Here is a 21363-nt window from a genome sequence, read left to right as displayed (position 1 = left end):
ACATGCGCGTCAACCTGCAACCGGCCTATTTGCTGCACGCGCGGCCCTATCGCGACAGCAGCCAACTGCTGGAACTCTTTACCGCTGAACACGGCCGCCTCAGTCTGGTGGGGCGGGGCCTGCACCGGCGCGCGCGCGGCGGCAGCCTGCGCGCCAACCTGCAGCCCTTTCGCCCGCTGCTGGTGTCCTTTGGCGGGCGCAGCGAACTGCAAAGCCTCAACGCCCTGGAGAGCGCCGGTGCCGGTGTGCAACTGTTGGGTGAGCGCCTGTTCAGCGGGCTCTATCTCAACGAGCTGCTGCTGCGCCTGTTGCACCGCCACGACCCGCATCCCACCCTGTTTGCCGCCTACGCCGGCGCCCTTGAGCAACTGGCGCAGGCCCCTGCCAGCGAGCCGGTACTGCGCGCCTTCGAACTGCAGCTGCTGGACGAGCTGGGCTATGGCTTTGACCCGGCCCAGGACGCCCAGAGCCAGCAGGCCGTGCGCGAGGCGCACTGGTACCGCTACAGCGAAGGGGTGGGGCTGATCGCCTGCACCCCGGGGGCGGATGCACCCGGGCCGCGGTTTTCCGGCAGCGACCTGCTGGCGATTGCCCGCGGCGAGTTCAGCGGGCCGGCGGCGGGTTCCGCCAAGCGCCTGCTGCGGCTGGTTATTGCCGAGCATCTTGGGGGGCGGCCGCTGCACACCCGCGACCTGTTCCGCCAGTATCGCCAGGGGCCAAGCCCAGCCCCCGGGGAGCCACCGTGATTGGCGTAGGCACCGATATTCTGGAAATCGCGCGCCTGGAAGGGGTTGTCGGCCGCCTCGGGGAGCGCTTTGCCAAACGCATTCTGCGCCCGGAAGAACTTGCGCAATACCACGCCAGCAAACTGCCCCTGCGCCTGCTGGCCAAGCGCTTTGCCGCCAAGGAGGCCATCGCCAAGGCCCTGGGCACCGGCATTGGCCGCGGCGTCAGCTGGCAGGACATGCTGGTGCACCACGACGCCAACGGCGCGCCCCTGGTCACCCTGTCTGGCGGCGCCGAGCGGGCGGCGGCGGCCCGTGGCGGTAGCCGGGTGCTGCTCAGCATTGCCGACGAACAACACTATGTAGTCGCCTTTGCTGTACTGATGGCGCACTGACGCCAGGCTGAACTGCGCAGCTGCCCCCAACAGGGACTGCCAGGGGCGGGCAAAGCCGATATACTCTGCGCTGACCGTGGCGGTAGTGAGTTATGTCCCGATATCCAACCATTGAAGCCTGTATCGGCAATACCCCGCTGGTGCGTTTGCAGCGCCTGCCGGGCGATACCAGCAACACCCTCCTTGTGAAACTGGAAGGCACCAATCCCGCCGGCTCGGTCAAGGATCGCCCGGCCCTTGGCATGATTGCCGAGGCCGAGGCCCGTGGCGACATCGCCCCCGGTGACAGCCTGATCGAGGCCACCAGCGGCAACACCGGCATTGCGCTGGCCATGGCGGCCGCCATTCGCGGTTACCGGCTGACGCTGATCATGCCCTCCCACATGAGCGAGGAGCGCAAGCAGGCCATGTCTGCCTATGGCGCCAGATTGATCGAGGTGAGCCAGGAAGAGGGCATGGAAGGCGCCCGCGACCTGGCCCTGGCCATGCAGGCGCGCGGCGAGGGGAGGGTGCTGGACCAGTTTGCCAACCCGGATAACCCGCTGGCCCACTACAAGGGCACCGGCCCGGAGATCTGGCAGCAGACCGATGGCAGCATCACCCATTTTGTCAGCTCCATGGGCACCACCGGCACCATCATGGGTTGCTCCGCCTATCTCAAGGCGATGAACCCGGCCATCGAAATTGTCGGCCTGCAGCCCCAGGACGGCTCCAGCATCCCCGGCATTCGCCGCTGGCCCGAGGCCTATCTGCCGAAAATCTACGATGCCGCCCGGGTGGACCGGGTCATGGATATTTCCCAGGCCGAGTCCGAGCGCACCATGCGCGCCCTGGCGTCTCGGGAGGGTATTTTTTGCGGCGTGTCTTCCGGCGGCGCCGTGGCCGGCGCCCTGCGCCTGTCGCAGGAGGTAGAGAATGCCGTGATTGTGGCCATTATCTGCGATCGCGGCGATCGCTATCTGTCCACCGGCGTGTTCGCCGGGGACTGAGTCCGTCATGGTTCGGGTACGCGAAGAATCACACCTGAGCGAGGCCGGTGAGGTCGACCTCGAACGCTGGCTGGCGCAACTGCCGGTGGCCTTCGACGCCGCCGAGCAGGCGCGCCTGCAGGCCGGACTGGCGGCGGCCCGAGCAGCCGCCGGGCGCCCCGGCAACGATGTGCCGGACTGGGCCAGCGAATCCAACCCGTTTACCGCCGGGCTGGATATCTGCCAGATACTGGCAGAGCTGCACGTGGGGGTGGACTGCCTGCTGGCGGGCTTGCTGTACCGCGCCGTGCGCGAAGACCGCCTGTCGCTGGAAGCCGTGGCCGGCGAATTCGGCGACGACGTCGCCAGCCTGCTGCTGGGCGTGCTGCGCATGGCGGCCATCTCCGACCTGAAGAATCCCACCGAAAGCCCCGTGCTGGGCCAGGCTCACGGCCAGAAGGACAACATCCGCAAGATGTTGATTTCGTTGGTGGACGATGTGCGGGTGGCGCTGATCAAGCTCGCCGAGCGCACCTGCGCCATCCGCGCGGTGAAGAACGACAGCGCCCGGCGCCGGCCCGTTGCCCAGGAGGTGTTCGACGTGTACGCGCCCCTGGCCCACCGGCTCGGCATCGGGCATCTCAAGTGGGAGCTGGAAGACCTGTCCTTCCGCTACATTCACACCGACGCCTACCGCAAAATCGCCAGCCTGCTGGACGGCAAGCGGCTGGAGCGCGACCGCTTCATCCAGCGGGTGCGGGAGGAGTTGACTCGGGTCCTGTCGGCGGCGGGGCTGCAATTTGATATCTCCGGGCGGGCCAAGCACATCTATAGCATCTGGCGCAAAATGCAGCGCAAGGGCATTGGCTTTTCCCAGGTGTACGACATTCGCGCTGTGCGCATTCTGGTGCCGGAAATCAAGGACTGCTACGCCACCCTCGGCCTGGTGCACGGCCTGTGGCGCAACATTCCCAACGAGTTTGACGATTACATCGCCAACCCCAAGGAAAACGGCTATCGCTCCCTGCACACGGCGGTGATCGGCCCCGAGGGTAAAATCCTCGAAGTGCAGATTCGCACCCGGCAGATGCACGAAGAGGCGGAACTGGGGGTGTGCGCCCACTGGCGCTACAAGGGCTCTGACCGGGAGTCCGGCATGGCCAGCACCTACGAAGAAAAGATCGCCTGGCTGCGCCAGGTGCTGGACTGGCACGAGGAAACCGGCGACGCCCACGGCGTGGCAGAGCAGTTCAGCTTTGATGTGGCCCAGGACAGGGTCTACGTATTCACCCCGGAAGGCGACGTGGTGAACCTTGCCCAGGGCGCCACGCCCCTGGATTTTGCCTACCACGTTCACACCGAGGTGGGGCACCGCTGTCGCGGGGCCAAGGTCAACGGCTCCATCGTGCCGCTCACCTACCGCCTGAAGACCGGCGAACGGGTGGAAATCCTCACCAGCAAGGAGGGTCGCCCCAAGCGTGACTGGCTGCAGCCGGGCCTTGGCTACCTGCGCACCTCCCGCGCCCGGGCCAAGGTGCACCACTGGTTCAAGGCCCAGGCGCGGGAAGAAAACATCGACGCCGGCCGCCACCTGCTGGAGCGCGACTTCAAGCGCATGGCCCTGACCAGCGTGGATTACAAGCGCATTGCCGCCAAGGTGCAGATGAGCACCGTGGAGGACATGTACGCCGCGGTGGGCGCGGGGGATCTGTCCTCCGCCCAGGTGCTCAACGCCGCCCAGGGGCTGGTAGAGAAAGTCAGCGAGCCGAAACTGGAAATTGCCCGCGGCGCCAGCCGCAAGGTGTCCGGCAGCCGTGTGCATGTGCGCGGAGTGGGCAATCTGCTGACCCACATGGCCGGCTGCTGCAAGCCCCTGCCGGGGGATTCCATTACCGGCTTTATCACCCAGGGGCGCGGGGTCAGCATTCATCGCAGTGACTGCGGGCGGCTGGTGCGGCTGGAGGAATCCTCCCCCGAGCGCATCATCGAAGTGGACTGGGGCGAATCGCCGCAGGAAAACTACGAAGTGGACGTGGCCATCGAGTGCTACGACCGCCAGGGCCTGCTGCGGGACATCACCGGCCTGTTCGCCAACGCGCGCATCAACGTGCTGTCCATCAACACCCAGACCAACAAAAAGAGCCACACCGCCACCATGCGCCTGCGGGTGGAAGTACCCGACCTCGGCGCCCTGTCGCGGCTGCTGGAGCGCATCAACCGCCTGAGCAACGTGATCAACGCATCGCGCCTGTCGGAATAACACCGGAGACACTATGGATCAGCCGCGCTACAGCATCGACGATTTACTGCGGGTGATGGAGCGGCTGCGGGACCCCAAACACGGCTGCCCCTGGGACCTGAAGCAGGACTTTCGCAGCATCGTGCCCTCCACGTTGGAGGAGTGTTACGAACTGGCCGAGGCCATCGAACACGATGATTTCCCCCACGTGGCTGAAGAGCTCGGCGATGTGCTGTTCCAGGTGATTTTCTACAGCCAGCTCGGCCGCGAACGCAACCTGTTCAGCTTTGCCGAGGTGGTACATACCCTGGTGGACAAGCTGTTGCGGCGCCATCCCCACGTGTTTGCCGATGGCCAGATTGAAGGCGTAGTGGATCAGCGCATTGGTGTTGAGGCCGTCAAAGACAGCTGGGAGCAGATCAAGCAGAGCGAGCGCAGCGCGCGGGAACAGCACGGCCTGCTGGACGATGTACCGGTGGCCCTGCCGGCCCTGCCGCGAGCGCAAAAACTGCAAAAGCGCGCGGCCCGTGCGGGCTTTGACTGGCCCGCCGCCGACCCGGTGTTCGACAAACTGGAAGAGGAAGCCGGCGAGTTGCGCGCCGCGCTTGCCAGTGGCGACAAGGCGGGTGTCGAGGAGGAAATCGGTGACCTGCTGTTTACCTGCGTCAACCTGTCGCGCCAGCTCGGTGTGGATGCCGAAGCCGCTCTGCGCCGTTCCTCCGCCAAGTTCGAGCAGCGCTTTCGGCACATGGAAGCGGCCGCCGAGCGCGCTGAAACACCCCTGTCAGCGCACAGCGCAGACCAGCTTGAAGACCTGTGGCAGCAGGCCAAGGGCCTGAACTGACGGGGCTTGTGCTTCCCCGGCCCGCTGTGTATGGTTACTGCCCTTCGCGTTATTCATAATACCGATTCACCCCCCCGGGGCTGCTCCGGCGCCGGCTTTTTTACCGAGGAAACACCCCAATGCGATTGATTCTTTTGGGCGCGCCAGGCGCTGGCAAAGGCACCCAGGCCCAGTTTATCTGTGAGAAATATGCGATTCCGCAGATCTCCACGGGTGACATGCTGCGCGCCGCGGTGAAGGCCCAGACCGAACTGGGACTGCAGGCCAAGGAGATCATGGACGCCGGCGGGCTGGTTTCCGATGACATCATCATCGGCCTGGTAAAAGAGCGTATCGCCGAGGCGGACTGCGCCGGCGGTTTCCTGTTTGATGGCTTTCCGCGCACCATTCCCCAGGCCGAGGCCATGGTGGATGCCGGCGTCAATCTGGATCACGTGGTGGAAATCGCGGTGGATGATGAAGAAATCATCGCCCGCCTCAGCGGCCGTCGGGTACACCCGGCCTCCGGCCGTGTTTACCACGTGCAGTACAACCCGCCGAAGCAGGAAGGTGTGGACGATGTAACCGGCGAGCCGCTGGTGCAGCGCGATGACGACAAGGAAGACACCGTGCGCCATCGCCTGCAGGTTTACCAGGAGCAGACCGCGCCGCTGATTGATTTTTACCAGGGTATGCAGGGCGAAGCCGCGCCCAAGTACCACCGCATTGTGGGCGTTGGCAGTGTCGATGACATTCGCGCCCAGGTGGTTACCGCCCTGGGCGGCTGATTCACCGAGCGCCTGCCCCCAGCAAAAACCCCGGCTCGTACCGGGGTTTTTGCGTTCTGGGACTCTATTTTTCGCGGTAGAACTCCGCCTTTGGCTCGGTGCCCAGCATTTGTCCGCGCACCAGCGGAATGGGCGGGCCACCGTAGGACAGGAACTGGTCGTGGAAATCGCGCCAAGCCTTGCGTCCGCCGCGCTCCTTTGTCCAGTCCTCGCGCAGCTGCAGGATCAGCAGCTTGCCCAGGGTGTAGTTCAGGTAGGCCGGGTCGTAAGTGCCCCGTGCGGCCTGTTGTTCGGCGGTGCCCTTGTCCTGGTAGGCCTGCTCCATGAACAGTTTTTCGGATTCCTCGATGGTCATGCCCTGGGTGTGCAGGCCGATGGCCGACAGGAAGCGCGCATTGCGCAGCAGGGCATTGCCGAGCTGGCCGATACGGGTTTCCGGCGACTGCTCGCGCAGGCCGGCCTCCAGCATCATCTCCTCGGTGTAGTGGGCCCAGCCCTCGCCGAAGGCGTAGGTCACAAATACACGCCCAAAAGTGAAGTCGGCGCGGTTGGCGTGCACGAAGTTGAGGAAGTGCCCGGGCCACACTTCGTGGGCCGAGGTGAACAGCAGGTCCGACTCGCCGGGAATGTAGGCGTCCTGCACCTCTTTGGGCCAGGCCGGGTTGGGGGGCGAAATGTAGTAGATGGAGGGCTGGTCCTTCTCGTAGGGGCCGGCGGTATTGATAAAGGCCGAGTTGGAACGGGCGTAGGGCGGCGATTCGCGCACCAGGGCCTCTTCTTTGCCGGGAATGGTCACCAGGTCCTTGTCGATGACAAAGGCCTTCAACTCATCCAGCTGGCGCCGGGCGGCCACCACCGAGCCGCCCTCGGGCTTGCGGCTGGCCATTTTGGCAAAGCAGTCGGGGATGGATTTACCTGGGGCAAAGTCGGCGCAGGCTGCCTTCAGGGCTGCCTGGTTGCGCGCCATGTCGGCACGGCCGATGGCTTCCAGTTCCTCCAGCGAAATATCCACCCGCTCGGTGGCGTAGATCATTTTGCGAAACAGCTCGGGACCGAGGGCGTAGTCCTCGGTGGCGGATGCGCGCTGACTTTGCAGGTAGTCCGCCAGTGACTCCATTGCCCTGGCGGCTTTTTCCCGGGCTGCGTCGAATTCTGCGAGCAGGGCCTTGTCGCTCACACTGGCGAAGGCCTCGGCCACATCCGTGCGGTAAAAGTCGGCAAAACCGCCGAAGGAGTCGATGCCGTATTGCAGCAGCGTGCGGGGCATGGGCATGCGCAGGTTGTCGCGAATTTGCGCCACCGCGGTGGGGATGTTGTTGGCGTAGCGGGTAAAGGCCTTAATGCGCTCTTCCGGCGGGGCGTAGGTGAGGGTGATGTAGGCCGCCGGGTCGATGGAGTCGGTGAGCCAGCTGAAATAAAAATCCGGGCTGCGGAAGGGCCACTCGGCGTCATCCAGCCAGAACAGCTGGCTGTCGATGGCGGCCACCAGGTAGTCGCGCTGGTATTGCTGTGCGCTGTTGAGCGCGCTGTTGGGGTAGGCGAGGGCGGCGGTGCGCCGCGCCTTGAGGCGGGCGATCTCGCGGGCGATGCCTTCCTTGCTCCAGTCTGGCAACTGGCCGTCAAATTCGTGGCGGCCCTGCACCACGGCAAAGGCGGGGTGGGCTTTGAAGAAAGACTCAATATAGCTGTCGACGAAGGTATCCCAACTGGGTGGCGTCGGGCTTGCTGCCTGAGCGGCCAGGGGCAGGGTCAACACCAGGGCCGCCAGTGGGCGGCGCCAGGCGCGGGGAAGTTGAAGGGGCACGGCGATGTCCTCGGAGATGGTTACCCCTGCACTGTAGCACGCGTTGCGGTTTAGCCAGATTTTGCCCGTTTTTTGGTAGCGGGCTTGCGCCGCACTTTGGGTTTGGTGGTGCGGGTGGCGGCGGCCTCCAGTTCGGCAAAGGACTGTGCAATGCAGTCCTGGTAGAACTGGGGGTCCGGCATCATGTCGCGATCGCAGATAAAGGCCAGCGACATTCGGCCGTTGTAGCTGTTTACGGTGTTGAACAGGCCCACCCCGTCCACCGGGCAGCCGGCGCCGATCCATTTGATGGCTTTGGCGCCGCACATGTACACCGGTTGCTGCGCCCCGGGCACATTGGTGACGATGGTGTGGGCGGCCGGGTTACGGGAGTTGAGCCCGGTAGCCGCCATCAACCGCATGCCCATGGCCGCGACACTGGGGGGTACGGTCTCTGCCACGTCTACCAGCAATTTTGCCGATACCGCATTGGCATAGGCCTTGGAGGCGACGGCGTCGGCGTTGATGCTGTGCAGGCGCTGCAGCGGATCGGCGATATCCGTACCCAGGGTAAGACGCATGCCAGATACCGCGTTGCCACCGCCGGCATCGTGCTGCTCGGGGCGCCGTGTGCTGATCGGTACCCCCGCTACCAGGGAGCTGTCGGGCAGTTCGTCCTTGTCCAGCAGGTAGCTGCGCAGCGCGCCGCCGATGATCGCGAGTACCACATCGTTCAGGGTGCAGTTCCCCGCGCTGTTCTTGATGGCCTTCATGCTAGCCAGCGATACATCCACTGACCCGAACACCCGGTGCGGCGAAATATCACGGTTGAAGCGGGTCAGGAAGTGGATGCCGTGGTCCTGCATGTCGTCCCGGCTGGCGACAATTTCATCGGGTAGATTGAGGGAGGTCAGTGCATTTTTCGCCAGGTTCAAGGCGCGTGAGGGCTGCTTCAGGAAATTGACGTAGGAGCGACCCAGCAACTTCCACTGGGCCGGTACGGCTTCGGGCTGCCAGCTGTCGCTGCGATCAGACACGGTGGGAAAGGGTGTCAGATCGTGCAGCTCCGAGACGATCTGGTTACTGGTGGCGCCGTCGATGGCCGAGTGGTGAATTTTCATGTACATGGCGAAACAGCCGGGGGGCAAGCCTTCGATGGTATCCAGCCCCTCGATGATGTAGGCCTCCCAGGGTGGCCGTTTCATGTCCAGCGGTCGCGAGTGCAGGCGGCCTACCAGAATGCAGAACTGTCGCCAGTCACCGGGTTTCGGTAGCGCCAGGTGGCGCACATGAAACTCCAGGTCAAAATCCCCATCTTCGACCCAGTACGGGTTATCGATATCCAGGGGCACCTTCACCAGTTTGCGCCGGAACACTGGCGACAGGCGCAGGCGGCTGCGAAACACCTCGAGGATATCTTTGAAGCGAACGATATCGCCCTGGGCACTACTGGGGTCATAGAGCATGACCGGGCCGATATGCATGGGGGCATGTTCCTGTTCATTGAAGATGAACATGGAGTCGATGGGGCTGAGTTGTTTCATGTGCTTTCCCAATGAGTAGTGGTGTACCCGGGGGTGGGACATTGGAGGCAAGTTCACCGCACTGCGAACCGCCCATTCCATTTAAGATTATTTTTTTCATGGTTTGGCAAGTTTGGCCAGAATTAAAATAATGTCAATATAATTGACAAAAAGGCGAAATCTACCTAAGTTTCGCTGCGACCCGGTTGAACAATGAGGATAAGGAGGGAAGGGGATGAGTCGCCTGAGTGCCACCGATGCGATGTTCGCCTACGCCGAAAGCGCCGTTACGCCCATGAATATGGGGTCCGTCCAGTTCCTGCGCCTGCCCGACAGTGATATCGATGCCTATTTCAGGCGCCTGCGCGACTTCCTGATCGAGCGGGTATCCCAGGTTCCCAGCCTCAGCCAGCGTTTGATCATGGATCCCCTCGGGCTGCCCAGTTGGGCGCCCGTGGAAGATATCGATTTTGACTACCATATTCGCCGCACCCGGGTGCCAGCCGGTAGCGAGCGGGAACTTGCCTTTAAGCTGGGACGGCTGCAGCACCTGCCCTTTGACTTCGACCGGCCACTCTTCATGTTCTACCTCATAGAAGGGCTGGAGGACGGCCGATTGGTGCTGTTGCAGAAATTCCATCATGCCCTGGTGGATGGCAAGACGGCATTGCGGCTGGTCGATCTGTTCAGTGACGAGGGTGCCCCTGGCCGGCGGATGACGAAGTGCCGCGGGAGTCGCCGGGCTGGTTGCGCCGCAACCTTGGCGGGGTGATTGAGGACAGCCGCCGACTGCTGCAAACCACGGGTGCCATCGCCGGTGCAAGCCGGGCGCTGGTTCAGGGCAGCAACCGGGAGATGCTCGCGAAACTGGCTCAGCGGCCTGTGACGCATCTCAACGGCCCCCTGTCTGACGAACGGCGATTTGTTGCGCGTACCTGGCCGGTCGAGCCGCTCCACCGGGTGCGCAAGGTGCTCGGGATCACCTTCAACGATGTCGGCCTGTTGCTGTTTGGTGGCGCCCTGCGTCGCTACCTTGATGAACTGGACGCGCTGCCTGAAGCCAGCTTGGTGTGCAATGTGCCTGTGGCACTGGCTGCGAGCGGCAAGGGTGGTAATGCCGTGTTGACCATGTGGGTGCCGATCGGGACGCACATCGCCGACGCGCAGGAGCGCGCTGCATTCATTAAGGAGGAAGCGGCCGCCGCCAAGCAGTTCCTGCAGTCTCTTTTGACCGCCTCCGCGGTGGGGAGCGGCATGCGCATGCCATCGCTGATGGTGCGGGCCATGGCGCTGCCGCTGGCCTCGGGCGCGCTGGCAAAAATGAATCCACCGCCGGGCAATGTGGCGCTCTCCAACGTGCCTTCGCCCGCTACGCCCATACACGTGGCTGGCGCACTGGTGGAATCCAACCACGGCATGCCGATGCTGCTGCAGGGGCAGGCGGTGGGCGGCACCTTCACCAGTTACGCAGGAAAAGTGGTGACCGGACTCACCTGTTGCGCGCAGGCGGTGCCGGAGCCGGAGCGAATTCTGGAATACATGCAGGACGAACAAATGGCACTTGAACGGCTGCTTTTCGGTGCCGGCAAGCCGGATGGCAAGGCCAAGGGTGGCCGTGCAAGGCGTACAAGATCTACAAGGAGAGTCAAAACGTGAAGCGAATGCTTGAGGATGCTTTGAAATTGCAGCGGGACTTCTCCCGTTCTACCCTTGATCGGGGCGCTGCAGCGGCCCTGGATCGCTGGTTGCGCTGGCGGGCGCCCCGTACCGAACAGCCCCGCCCGGTGATTACATTACCGGGTTTTGCCGCGCCCCGGTCATCACACAAGAGCCTGCGCCGCTTCCTGGCCGACAGGGGGTTTGTAGTGGAGACCTTTCAGGCCGGCTTTCCGCGTGGCGAGACCATCCCGGAATTTGTTGACAACCTCGAGCAACAGCTTGGCCCGCAGATACGGGTGTTGTCTGAGCGCTATGGCTGTGGCGTGTCCCTGGTGGGGCAGAGTGCGGGAGGGCTGTTTGCCCGCGAAGTCGCCGGGCGCTTCGGTGAGCATATAGACCGGGTCATTACCCTGGCGGCGCCAACCAATGATCCGGCACAGGCCGGCTTGCAAAACCGGGCCCTGGAATGGCTGGTGGGGCGGCTATCCGGTGCGGCTGATTTCAACGAGCAGGCAGGCGAGGGCGGTCTGTTTCACTGGCCGGCGGACACTCCCCGGTTACCCTATGTGGCGATTTGCTCCCCGGTAGATGGCGCTGTGCCAGAACCCACCGCGCTGATTCCCGACACTACGGTCGCAAATAGTAGCGCCGCTGCACCGCGCGAGAATCTCCGCGTGCGCTGTTCGCACTTCGGTATGCATCGCCACCCGCTGGTGCTGCTGGCACTGGCGGATCGTTTGTGTCAGCCGCGGGATAACTGGCAGCCATTCCAGCCGCGGGACTACATTCGCTTTCTGCCCGATGCGGCCTTGCGCCATCACTTTCCGGAGTCTTCCCTGTCCAGCGAGTGTCAGGGCGTTGTCGGGGCGGTGGCCGTGTAGGATTTGCCGGGGCGAGTCCGTATAATCGCCCCTCCCTGAATCAACTCCCCCAGATGCCATGACTGTTCGCACCCGCGTTGCGCCTTCCCCTACCGGTGACCCCCACGTCGGCACCGCCTATATTGCCCTGTTCAACCTGTGTTTTGCCCGTGCCCACGGCGGGCAGTTCCTGCTGCGTATCGAGGATACGGACCAGGTGCGCAGCACGCCGGAATCCGAGCAGGCCATTCTCGACTCCCTGCGCTGGCTGGGGCTGGACTGGGACGAGGGCCCGGATGTGGGCGGCGAGCACGGCCCCTATCGCCAGAGCGAGCGCATGGATATTTACGGCGAATACGCCCGCCGTTTGGTGGATGAAGGCAAGGCCTTCATTTGCTATCGCACCAGCGAAGAGCTGGACGCCCTGCGCGAAGCGCGCCGGGAGAGCGGCAACAGCATGGCGCTGAAGCCTTCCGACCTGGTGTTGCCGGCAGAGGAAGTGGCCAGGCGCGAAGCTGCCGGTGCTCCCTACGTCATTCGCATGATGGTGCCGGAAGAGGAGGGCCGCTGCGAGATTGACGATATGCTGCGTGGCACCATCGAACTGGACTGGAACCTGGTGGACGCCCAGGTACTGCTGAAATCCGACGGCATGCCCACCTACCACCTGGCCAACGTGGTGGACGACCACCTGATGGGCATTACCCATGTGCTGCGCGGCGAGGAGTGGATCAACTCCGCGCCCAAGCACAAACTGCTGTATGAGTACTTCGGCTGGAACATGCCCAGGCTGTGCCACCTGCCTCTGCTGCGCAATCCCGACAAATCCAAGCTCAGCAAGCGCAAGAATCCCACCAGCATTCTGTATTACCAGCGCATGGGCTTTTTGCCGGAGGCCCTGCTCAACTACCTTGGCCGCATGGGCTGGTCCATGCCCGACGAGCGCGAGAAGTTCTCCCTTGGCGAGATGCTTGAGCAGTTCGATATCCAGCGCGTGTCCCTCGGCGGCCCCATCTTCGACGTGGAAAAACTGCGCTGGCTGAACGGCCTGTGGATGCGCGAAGACCTGGACACCGACCAACTGGCCCAGCGCCTGGTGGACTGGGCCTTCAATGCCGACAACCTGCGCAAGGTGCTGCCCCACGCCCAGAAGCGCATGGAGACACTGAGCGACTTTGCGCCGCTGGCGGCTTTCCTGGTGGCTGGCACCCTGCCGATTACCGAAGACAGCTTTGCCACGCTCAAGGGCGAGCGCGAGGACGTGGTGCGCGGGCTACAGTTTGCCCTGTGGCGCATGGAAGCGCTGCGCAACTGGCACCGCGATGCCATCTGGAATGAACTGAAAGCCCTGGCCGACGCCGAGGGCGTGAAGGTGAAGGACTTCCTGGCGCCGGTGTTTATCGCCATTGCCGGCACCAGCGCCTCCTTCTCGGTGGTGGATTCCATGGAACTGCTGGGGCCGGATATGAGCCGGGCCCGCCTGCGCCACGCCATCGAGGTGCTGGGCGGCGTGTCCAAAAAAGCCGCCAAACGCCTGGAAAAAGCCTACCAGGATCTGCCGCCGGCCCCGGCAGCGGCCTAGTCAAACGCTCTCAGCGGTGGCGCAAGGCGCCATCTGGGGGCGCCGCATCTGGCGGCTGGCGCCCAGGTTGCGGACACGGTAATCCCGGCTCAGGCCGCTGCGGTCAATCTGCGGGCGCTGAATCGGGTGCTGCTGTGAATACTGCTGGCTGCGCTCGCGGGCGCTCTGCAGGGCCTGGGATACACCGCTCGGTATCTTCTGCAGGGTCTACTTGGTCTGTCGGCGTTGGCTGTCGTTCATGCCGGCCAGTGGGGCCAATTTGCCGCGGGGTAGCGGTGGCCCCATACCCCGGCGGGGCCTACAATACGAGCCATCGCAGTAACCGGTGGATGGCAACGTGGCCATTTCAGTATTCGACCTGTTCAAAATCGGTATCGGACCCTCTAGCTCGCACACGGTGGGCCCGATGAACGCCGCGCGCCAGTTTGCCGAGGGCCTGAAAGAGTGTGGCAAGCTCGGGCGCTGCACCCGTTTGACCGCAGAACTGTTCGGCTCCCTTGGCGCCACGGGCGCCGGCCACGGCTCGCCCAAGGCGGTGATCCTCGGCCTTGCCGGCGAAGCGCCGGAGAGCGTGGACGTAGAGAGCATCCCACAGCGGGTGGCCGCGGTGCGCGATGACGGACGCCTGATGCTGATGGGCGAGCACGAGATCGACTTCAGCTACCGCAACGACCTCATCATGCACCGCACCGAATCGCTGCCTTACCACGCCAACGGCATGCGCTTTAGCGCCTATGGCAGCGGCGGCGATGTACTGTATTCGCGCATCTATTACTCCGTTGGCGGCGGTTTTGTGATTGACGAGGCCGCCGCCGAAGGCGATGTGCTGGTGGAAGACCCGACCCAGGTGGCCTATCCCTTCACCAGTGCCGCCGGGTTGTTGCAGCAGTGCCGTGAGCACGGCTTGTCGATCAGCGCCCTGATGCTGGCCAACGAGAAGTCCTGGCGCAGCGAGGCGGAGATACGCGAAGGCCTGCTGGCCATCTGGCGGGTGATGGACGACTGCATCCGGCGCGGCGCATCCACTGAGGGCATCATGCCCGGGGGGCTCAAGGTCAAGCGCCGCGCCGCGCAGTTGCACCGGCAATTGAAAAGTGCCTCTGGCTCGCTGGGCGATGACACCCTCACCACCATGGACTGGGTCACCCTTTACGCCCTGGCGGTGAACGAGGAAAACGCCGCCGGCGGGCGGATTGTCACCGCGCCCACCAATGGCGCCGCCGGCATCATCCCGGCGGTGCTCAAGTACTACCTGACCCATTGCAAGGGCGCCAGCGAGGAAGACGTGGTGCGCTTTCTGCTCACCGCGGCGGCCATCGGCATTCTGTACAAAATCAATGCCTCCATTTCCGGTGCGGAGGTGGGGTGCCAGGGCGAAGTAGGCTCCGCCTGTTCCATGGCCGCCGGCGCGCTGGCGGATGCCCTGGGCGGCACCCCGGCGCAGGTGGAAAACGCCGCCGAAATTGCCATGGAGCACAACCTGGGGCTGACCTGTGACCCCATCGGCGGCCTGGTGCAGGTGCCCTGCATCGAGCGCAACGCCATGGCCGCCATCAAGGCCATCAGCGCCGCGCGCATGGCGCTGCGCGGTTCCGGCGAACACTACGTCTCCCTCGACCAGGTCATCAAGACCATGCGCGACACCGGCCGCGACATGCAGGACAAGTACAAAGAAACCGCCCGGGGCGGACTGGCGGTGAACGTGCTGGAGGTGCCGGTCAGCATTATCGAGTGCTGAATGGCCGGGGGTGGGAAAATGCGCTGTAAAGTGTTGACAGCCCCTGGGTGCGTCACTACAATGCGCACCACTTCGTTGAGCTGCGCGCAATTAATTGCCTGATAATTCAACGAGTTACCAGTTTACTGGGGCTATAGCTCAGCTGGGAGAGCGCAACACTGGCAGTGTTGAGGTCAGCGGTTCGATCCCGCTTAGCTCCACCAATCTACAAGGGATTACAGGTTAGTAGTCACTTGCGGGTACAAAAAGGTACAAAACCGAAGTTTGTACCAAGAAAAAAGCGGGCAGTGCCCGCTTTTTTTGTGCCATTCTTCCTAACTTGGCTTCTTCCATCCATGCCTGTCCCCTGCAGATGGCAAGACTAGTCAATTGATCACTCATGATGGGATAGCCATCATTTGGTTGGTCATTACTAGACCTGTATTCCGATACTCCGGACGGTGATTCGCAGTGTAACTCTTTGTTACGGATACGTCCGTATGTGCGGCCAATTGAGCCACATCGCGTGCATCGATGCCTGAATTCAGAAAAAGACTTATTGAGAGTCCACGTACTTCATGAAATGTAGGGGGAGTACGCTCTGGGGAAATACTTTTCCATATCCCAGAATTCCTAACGGCCTTAGTGAAGCCTTTCGATATATCTGAAGGTGTGACTTGAAAAGGATGAGGAAAGCCGTCTCGTTCTTTTTTAATTTTTCGGGCACGGGAGATGATAAATGGACATCTTTGGTGTTTGAGTGATATTTCTCGGCATTCATTAATAACTGCCCGCAAACTATCGTGCTCAGACAAATCCCATTTCAAATGGGCTGCCCCTTGCGATCCTCGCTGGGAGACGCTTTTTCCGATGGATACGCAGAGTTGACCATCATGTACTGAGTCAAACCGAAGGGTTGCGATGTCAGCCTCTCGCATAGTCGTCATGAGGCTTATGACCATTGCCTTCTGCACATAGGTTTCGGCGTGACGGTAGACCTCCCAGAACTCGTTTAGGTGCAAAGATAGTCGTTTTTTCTGAGGTTTCTTCTTTTCGATCAACCGTACAGCACTATCGCTCTTGTTGAAGGGGTTTTGCTGCGTAGCTCCTTGGCTCCTTGGCTCATTGTCCATTGGAAGAAAGAGCTAAATGCTGCACGTCGATTATGCTGCTGGTCGTATGTTAGCGTATCCCACCACGCGGTGAGGCGCGGAACAGTAGCTTCTCCTAGTTGTAGGTGGTTGAAGTCGCAAGCAAACTTTCTAATCAGACGACAACGGTTCTTCCAACTACTCTTCTCACTTTCTATTGGGTTCTGCAGTTCGTACCAGTGGATATAGCGGTCGGCCCAGTGCTGAATAGTTCCGCTGCCTGCCGAGGTGCGCTGCCGTATCGCATTGAAATGCTCAGCCTTTCTACAAATTTCAGCATGGCTGCCACGGACTAGCTTGAACTTTCCATCTGGTCGCTTGTATCGGTAAATCCCAACCCGGCCTTTTGGGTCATTGTAGACATGATCGGGCAGGGGTTTGCTCGTGTGTTTACAAAGTCTCTTTTTCATGGATGTTTATCTGGATACTCGATAAATGATTTGGTGTATTTGAAGCAAGAGTTAATGCAACCAATTCTCATCTTCGAACTCGATTACCCTGCGTCTTTCATGCCGGGTCTCCCACCAATTCATATCCACCCATGGCCAGCCGTTAAGAAATTCCCCCTTTATCTCACCAGATTCTATTAAACGCCTTCCTACTCGCTTGTCGGGAGCTGGATCGAGATGTTCTGCAGCAAACTTGTCCCATCTTTTCAGGCTAGATTGGATAATGTTAGTAGCTTTTTGGTGATGTTTTGATTCATTCATAGTCTCCTTACTCTATCGAGTTGTAGTTGAACATACGCCCATAATATAGAAAAAATAGAATTTGTAAAGAATTATATAGAACTTTGGAGGCTTCGCAGTCTGAAGACATTTGTACGGTACATTGGTAGCAAACTACGAAGTAGAAGCTTAACCTTCCATAAAGTGCGTTGCGTACAGGAATCTTCCAAATGCCCAAGACGCTTCATTTACGAAAAGAGACTGGCAAGTGGCTATTATAACTGCCAGATGTGATAGTTGCTGAACTTGGCCTCCATGATGGCCAAGCGCTAACGACTGAAATCGAGGCAGGTAAGCTATTGCTGTTACCGCAGTACTAAGACCTTCACCCGAGTAAGCTTGATCTATCTGCTGCTAGAAGGTTTGTGTCCTGAAGATATCGAGCTGACAGAAGAAGAACGTCAGTGGGAGCGCAGTACTATCGGGCGAGAACACTGGGATTAGAATCCGAGCAGGGGGGGCCAATGAGTAGTTGGGCCTCGATCTCTTGCAGTACTAGCCGCTGTACTCTACATCTGCCAGTCGTTTGGCGTCAGCAAAGTATGTTGATGCGGTCATTTCGTTCTTGAGTTTTAGCTTGTTGGCGATCTCCTCTACGATCTCTGCTCGGTTTTCGCGTAGCAAGGTGCCACTATCGCTGTGAGCCTTGAGGATAGCCACAGCTTGACTGATCTTCGATCCCTTCTTCGTCCCGGCCGAGGGTGTGTACTTTGATGACCAGTTGGTAGGGCGGTCTTCAGGCTGGCGATTGAACAGGAAGGGATCGGGGATATCTAGCGCGGTGAAGGCCTTTGAAACCAGACGGTTAGCTGCCTCCTGAGCGTTATCGCGCAGGATAGACTTGATTTGGGCTTTGGTGAGCCCCGTCAACTTCTTCAGTTCTTCTATGTCCAGCTTTTGACTGATCAAAAGTTCCGCTATCTGTACTGCATCTACTGATTTTTTCAACTCTGCGTCTCCCTGTTGCGGTCACCCGCCTCCGACTACTTGAGGACTAGACAGTATACTCAAAATTCTCTGTCTTCCAGAAAATTACAAATATTCTAAAATAGAAAATAATATGTTGCATAGAAAATTTAGAAAATGATAAAGTGTGCCTCACGTGCTCAGGGGAGCATGTGTGGTGGATCGCAATCAACGAGAATGGCGGTGCGCCATTTAATCTTCTACTAACAAAAAGGGATTATGTTTGACCAAAATTTAACCACATTAACGCAAGAACACTTTATACAGTGGGTGTCACCCTTTCGGTGGGACGCCTTTTACACGCTTTGTTTTGACTACGATGTCACACGCGAGGAGGCAGAAACATGCGTAGAAAAGTTTTATCGCCGACTTCACGCAGTGCTCTATCCACGTGTGGGCCGACATAGCCTAAAATTTAATGCGGTAACTTCATTCGAGAGGACGGCGGCAGGCCGATTACATGTGCACAGTGCACTTGGTGATGAGCAACTCAGTGATCCTGTCCAAGCAAAAAAGTTGGGCTATAACTGCTGGATTGTAGGGAGGAAAGAGTTTCATAGGCAGCGGCATAGTCTAAAAAGAAGAGGGGGGAACCCCCGTGAAATGCGATTCTTCGTTCCAAATGCGGTACCAAAATGCACTCACGCCAAAGGTGAGCCTTGTTCATCCAGTAGTAAAAAATGCTGGTACAAACCGATATACGATGCTGAAGGATTATTCGATTATATAAGCAAGGATAGCCGGTTTGCAGACACGACCAATTGGCTAAGTCCTAAGAACACACATCTCAATATTCGAGACTACTAAATACTAATGGCCACCTGCGGCGCGCGAGTGGGTGGTGTGCGCGAGACGTCGTGCAATGCTAGCAAATAACAGAAATTAGGCCATTAAGAGCCCCGTTGAAGTATACTCGCACCTGCGGGCGGGAGAGCTGTGCCCATAACTTTCACCAAAATTTAATTTTCTTTAAACCAACTATCACGCATACGTTTGATGAGGGAGGTGTGCGTGACAATAAAACAAAACAAACTATAATCGCTCAGCGACCAGATAAAATAATATATCTCAAGTGGCCTTATGAATACATGGAGGTGGCATGCCGGAAGCTCGTAGGCGTAGACGACGAATGACACCAGATGGAGCGGAAACTGTCGGTAGTGTCCGCACTTTACTTGATATTATTGAAAAAATAGAACCGACACGTGACGAGGCGCTATTTTACAGGGGCCATACCGACTATGAACATCAGCTAGTCCCGTCAATATACCGGGATCGTTCGTTGATCGAGAATGAAGACATCCTCTTTAAAGAGATGGTGTTGAGATGCCCTAATGACTTTGATGCAGCCGACAATACTTTCCAGATGCTGGTCAAAATGCAGCACTATTCTTTGCCAACTCGTCTACTGGATATCACTGCAAATCCATTGATTGCGCTCTACTTTGCTTGTCTGGAGGCTGACAATGGCCCAGATTTTGGTGAAGTGGTTGTTTTCAAAGTTCCAAAACGGCAGATTAAGTACAACGATAGCGATACGGTAAGTGTGATATCGAACTTAGCTCGTCGTCCAAGTAGCTTTCAAATACCCCAACTCACCGACATCGATGACTTCAACGATGAAACTCAAATACAGTACCTACTTCATGAAATTCAGCGAGAAAAGCCGTACTTCAAGCCAAGAATCGATAAGCGGCATCTAGAATCGGTCGTTTTCGTGAAGCCTCTTCTCTCCAATCCGAGAGTGATCCGGCAAGATGGAGCATTTCTGTTGTTCGGGGTTAATGGTCAGATGACAATGCCAGCGACGATCAATGACGATTGGGTAGTTAGTGAGAATCGTCTGGCTATCCCTAGGCGCAATAAGTCGAAAATCCTCGGGCAACTTTCTTCGCTAGGAATATCTCAAGCTACAATTTACCCTGAGATTGATAAGGTTGCTGAGCAACTTAAGGCTGACTATTCGAGCGTGCAGCCTTAGTACTTTAATTGGTCTTATGATGCTGTGAGGTGGCTTGTGGTCGTCCAGCTAGGTCTGGGTTGAATACTAGCTTTGAAGGGGAGGCGATTCAATCGTCCCCTTTGCATTAGAAGTTGCATAAATTGCCGCACTTCTAGGCGGCATCACTTTAAACTGGCTTTGTCAATCGCCGACTGGGACAGCGCCCCAAATCGTGAGCTGCCTCACAGAGAGTATGCTCAACAGAATTCCCGGTAAGGTTATGGCAGATTAAGTGTCGACGTTCTCTATTTATGCCATTAGGATTGTCACCTTCTCCCTGCGTGCTCTTGGTGAAGGGGCATTATGCAGTGTGCAAATAATGATCAAGGACACAATATGACATCAAACTTTCTCCGTTCATTACCGTTGATAGCGGCGCTCGTCGGCGTTAGCTCACCAAGCACTGCGGGTTCTGATGATGCTGCAGTACAACTGGTTTCGGGACTTTTCGGGGCACTCAGCAGACACGCAGAACGGAGTGAATTTGCAGAGGAAAATGTTTGTAAAGCCATCCAATCTAATGAGTACGTGAATCGGTATATTGGTATTCATGAGTCCTACTATCGACCGGGTATGTATGGTACGACACTAAGCGGTTTCGATTCTTGGAACCCCGATTCTAGTGACGATCTCGCCTACCAGTGGTTGCATGGGCAGGTGAAAAAAATGTCGGAGAATCAGCGCGGTGCATATTTCGATGGACTACATCGTTGTGCTGATTCGTTGCGTGGAACAAAATACATCCGGGTCTTTACTCTTACTGACATCGAGCATAGTGACGAAGTTCTTTCCTCAATCGATTCAATCTATAGAGACTATCTGAACGCAGATACAGAACGAAAAATAGACGCTGACGGGAATATAGTGGAGATTAGCCCGCAACTAAATTTAGATTATGTTAGCTATTTGGAGTTTGATCCCATATCTGTTCGGAGCAGCGTAAATGAGGATAGGCTCCCCGTTCTGCCAATGATCGCCGCACTACCCAATAGTGATAATGTCTTGAAGAATGTTGTTGCCCCAGTCCTTGACGACTATGAGGCTAAGAAGCCTGAGTTGCTGGCACACTACAACGATGTTCAAGAGCGAGTTGTTTCAGAGCAGGCCGCATCAGAACTTAGGGCGGCGAGTCCTTTCTCTCATCTCAATGATAGTGGGGCTGTCGATGCTTGCATTGGCTATGCAGACATCCACTACTCTAGAGGTATTCAAGCTAGCGTGTATATTGACGATGATTTTGATCTTCTGACTAACTCTACCAAAATGTCTGAATCCGTCTTTAAGGTAGAAACCTCGTTCACGGTCATTCGCGGTGGTCAATCCGGAAAGGGAATCCTCGGATGCATGATTACGGGTACAGAACTGACTGCGGTCTGCATCGATGGTGAATCGATTCGCGGATCAGGATGTGCCTGATCCACGAATCTTGATTATTCTTATCAAATTGAAGAGTG

Annotated in this window: 19 protein-coding genes and 1 tRNA gene; 14 read left to right on the top strand and 6 right to left on the bottom strand. The window is 58.9% G+C overall.

Annotated features, from left to right (window positions below):
- Nucleotides 1–2: 2 nt before the first annotated feature.
- From recO to adk, 6 genes are all read left to right on the top strand, one after another.
- A complete protein-coding gene (gene recO, locus DDZ17_RS06420) occupies nucleotides 3–746 on the top strand; it encodes a DNA repair protein RecO (RefSeq protein WP_116365154.1) in 744 nt (247 codons plus the stop codon).
- Nucleotides 743–1120: a holo-ACP synthase gene (acpS, locus tag DDZ17_RS06415; RefSeq protein ID WP_116365153.1), complete on the top strand. Its 378-nt coding sequence runs from the start codon at nucleotides 743–745 to the stop codon at nucleotides 1118–1120. Before recO ends, acpS begins: the two co-directional genes overlap by 4 nt.
- Before the next feature lie 92 nt (nucleotides 1121–1212).
- A complete protein-coding gene (gene cysM / locus DDZ17_RS06410; protein ID WP_116365152.1) occupies nucleotides 1213–2109 on the top strand; it encodes a cysteine synthase CysM in 897 nt (298 codons plus the stop codon).
- Between the two features lie 7 nt (nucleotides 2110–2116).
- Nucleotides 2117–4348 (top strand): GTP diphosphokinase, encoded by a 2232-nt coding sequence (gene relA, locus DDZ17_RS06405; protein ID WP_116365151.1) that lies wholly within the window; start codon nucleotides 2117–2119, stop codon nucleotides 4346–4348.
- A gap of 13 nt (nucleotides 4349–4361) precedes the next feature.
- Nucleotides 4362–5171 carry a nucleoside triphosphate pyrophosphohydrolase gene (mazG, locus tag DDZ17_RS06400; RefSeq protein ID WP_116365150.1) on the top strand — a complete coding sequence of 270 codons (810 nt, stop codon included), beginning with the start codon at nucleotides 4362–4364 and terminating at the stop codon, nucleotides 5169–5171.
- Nucleotides 5172–5290: 119 nt separating this feature from the next.
- Nucleotides 5291–5938 carry an adenylate kinase gene (gene adk / locus DDZ17_RS06395; protein WP_116365149.1) on the top strand — a complete coding sequence of 216 codons (648 nt, stop codon included), beginning with the start codon at nucleotides 5291–5293 and terminating at the stop codon, nucleotides 5936–5938.
- A 64-nt stretch (nucleotides 5939–6002) separates the two neighbouring features.
- Here the strand turns inward: adk and DDZ17_RS06390 are convergent, their stop codons facing one another.
- The gene (locus DDZ17_RS06390; protein WP_206613469.1) at nucleotides 6003–7742 is read right to left on the bottom strand and encodes a DUF885 domain-containing protein; all 1740 of its coding nucleotides are present in this window, start codon (nucleotides 7740–7742) and stop codon (nucleotides 6003–6005) included.
- 50 nt (nucleotides 7743–7792) lie between these two features.
- Entirely contained in the window at nucleotides 7793–9265 is a 1473-nt protein-coding gene (locus DDZ17_RS06385; protein ID WP_157976505.1) for a WS/DGAT/MGAT family O-acyltransferase, read from the bottom strand.
- Nucleotides 9266–9479: 214 nt separating this feature from the next.
- Here DDZ17_RS06385 and DDZ17_RS06380 point away from each other — a divergent pair, with 214 nt between their 5' ends.
- From DDZ17_RS06380 to DDZ17_RS06355, 6 genes are all read left to right on the top strand, one after another.
- A complete protein-coding gene (locus tag DDZ17_RS06380) occupies nucleotides 9480–10016 on the top strand; it encodes a wax ester/triacylglycerol synthase domain-containing protein (protein ID WP_116365148.1) in 537 nt (178 codons plus the stop codon).
- The gene (locus DDZ17_RS22890; RefSeq protein ID WP_170150168.1) at nucleotides 9992–10900 is read left to right on the top strand and encodes a WS/DGAT domain-containing protein; all 909 of its coding nucleotides are present in this window, start codon (nucleotides 9992–9994) and stop codon (nucleotides 10898–10900) included. The genes DDZ17_RS06380 and DDZ17_RS22890 overlap by 25 nt, the downstream gene beginning before the upstream one ends.
- Entirely contained in the window at nucleotides 10897–11784 is an 888-nt protein-coding gene (locus tag DDZ17_RS06370; RefSeq protein ID WP_157976504.1) for an esterase/lipase family protein, read from the top strand. Before DDZ17_RS22890 ends, DDZ17_RS06370 begins: the two co-directional genes overlap by 4 nt.
- Before the next feature lie 58 nt (nucleotides 11785–11842).
- Nucleotides 11843–13345 (top strand): glutamate--tRNA ligase, encoded by a 1503-nt coding sequence (gene gltX, locus DDZ17_RS06365; protein ID WP_116365145.1) that lies wholly within the window; start codon nucleotides 11843–11845, stop codon nucleotides 13343–13345.
- 337 nt (nucleotides 13346–13682) lie between these two features.
- A complete protein-coding gene (locus DDZ17_RS06360) occupies nucleotides 13683–15083 on the top strand; it encodes an L-serine ammonia-lyase (protein WP_116366126.1) in 1401 nt (466 codons plus the stop codon).
- A gap of 127 nt (nucleotides 15084–15210) precedes the next feature.
- A tRNA-Ala gene (locus tag DDZ17_RS06355) sits at nucleotides 15211–15286 on the top strand.
- Nucleotides 15287–15460: 174 nt separating this feature from the next.
- Here the strand turns inward: DDZ17_RS06355 and DDZ17_RS23020 are convergent.
- The 4 genes from DDZ17_RS23020 to DDZ17_RS06345 all read right to left on the bottom strand — a co-directional run bounded on the left by DDZ17_RS23020 (nucleotide 15461) and on the right by DDZ17_RS06345 (nucleotide 17889).
- Nucleotides 15461–16195: a tyrosine-type recombinase/integrase gene (locus DDZ17_RS23020; RefSeq protein ID WP_116365144.1), complete on the bottom strand. Its 735-nt coding sequence runs from the start codon at nucleotides 16193–16195 to the stop codon at nucleotides 15461–15463.
- Nucleotides 16120–16623 (bottom strand): hypothetical protein, encoded by a 504-nt coding sequence (locus tag DDZ17_RS22335; protein WP_157976502.1) that lies wholly within the window; start codon nucleotides 16621–16623, stop codon nucleotides 16120–16122. Before DDZ17_RS22335 ends, DDZ17_RS23020 begins: the two co-directional genes overlap by 76 nt.
- A 51-nt stretch (nucleotides 16624–16674) precedes the next feature.
- Nucleotides 16675–16923, bottom strand: coding sequence for a hypothetical protein (locus DDZ17_RS22330; RefSeq protein WP_157976501.1), 249 nt, complete (start codon nucleotides 16921–16923; stop codon nucleotides 16675–16677).
- Nucleotides 16924–17436: 513 nt separating this feature from the next.
- Nucleotides 17437–17889 (bottom strand): hypothetical protein, encoded by a 453-nt coding sequence (locus tag DDZ17_RS06345; protein WP_116365143.1) that lies wholly within the window; start codon nucleotides 17887–17889, stop codon nucleotides 17437–17439.
- Nucleotides 17890–19036: 1147 nt separating this feature from the next.
- Between DDZ17_RS06345 and DDZ17_RS06340 the strand changes: the two genes are divergently transcribed.
- Entirely contained in the window at nucleotides 19037–19888 is an 852-nt protein-coding gene (locus DDZ17_RS06340) for an FRG domain-containing protein (RefSeq protein WP_157976500.1), read from the top strand.
- 357 nt (nucleotides 19889–20245) lie between these two features.
- On the top strand, nucleotides 20246–21325 hold the full coding sequence (locus tag DDZ17_RS22325; RefSeq protein WP_157976499.1) for a hypothetical protein: 1080 nt from the start codon (nucleotides 20246–20248) through the stop codon (nucleotides 21323–21325).
- The last annotated feature ends 38 nt before the right edge of the window (nucleotides 21326–21363 follow it).

Origin of the sequence: Parahaliea mediterranea, assembly GCF_003402235.1 — a bacterium.
GTDB lineage: Bacteria > Pseudomonadota > Gammaproteobacteria > Pseudomonadales > Halieaceae > Parahaliea > Parahaliea mediterranea.
This window is presented reverse-complemented; position numbering and strand designations above follow the sequence as displayed.

Excerpts from the sequence above, each read along its gene's own strand:
- DDZ17_RS06385 (WP_157976505.1), bottom strand. The coding sequence starts at position 9,265 with ATGAAACAACTCAGCCCCATCGACTCCATGTTCATCTTCAATGAACAG.
- DDZ17_RS22335 (WP_157976502.1), bottom strand. The coding sequence starts at position 16,623 with ATGAAAAAGAGACTTTGTAAACACACGAGCAAACCCCTGCCCGATCAT.
- adk (WP_116365149.1), top strand. The coding sequence starts at position 5,291 with ATGCGATTGATTCTTTTGGGCGCGCCAGGCGCTGGCAAAGGCACCCAG.
- DDZ17_RS06380 (WP_116365148.1), top strand. The coding sequence starts at position 9,480 with ATGAGTCGCCTGAGTGCCACCGATGCGATGTTCGCCTACGCCGAAAGC.
- relA (WP_116365151.1), top strand. The coding sequence starts at position 2,117 with ATGGTTCGGGTACGCGAAGAATCACACCTGAGCGAGGCCGGTGAGGTC.
- mazG (WP_116365150.1), top strand. The coding sequence starts at position 4,362 with ATGGATCAGCCGCGCTACAGCATCGACGATTTACTGCGGGTGATGGAG.
- recO (WP_116365154.1), top strand. The coding sequence starts at position 3 with ATGCGCGTCAACCTGCAACCGGCCTATTTGCTGCACGCGCGGCCCTAT.
- DDZ17_RS06340 (WP_157976500.1), top strand. The coding sequence starts at position 19,037 with ATGACACCAGATGGAGCGGAAACTGTCGGTAGTGTCCGCACTTTACTT.
- DDZ17_RS22325 (WP_157976499.1), top strand. The coding sequence starts at position 20,246 with ATGACATCAAACTTTCTCCGTTCATTACCGTTGATAGCGGCGCTCGTC.
- gltX (WP_116365145.1), top strand. The coding sequence starts at position 11,843 with ATGACTGTTCGCACCCGCGTTGCGCCTTCCCCTACCGGTGACCCCCAC.
- DDZ17_RS23020 (WP_116365144.1), bottom strand. The coding sequence starts at position 16,195 with ATGGACAATGAGCCAAGGAGCCAAGGAGCTACGCAGCAAAACCCCTTC.
- DDZ17_RS22330 (WP_157976501.1), bottom strand. The coding sequence starts at position 16,923 with ATGAATGAATCAAAACATCACCAAAAAGCTACTAACATTATCCAATCT.
- cysM (WP_116365152.1), top strand. The coding sequence starts at position 1,213 with ATGTCCCGATATCCAACCATTGAAGCCTGTATCGGCAATACCCCGCTG.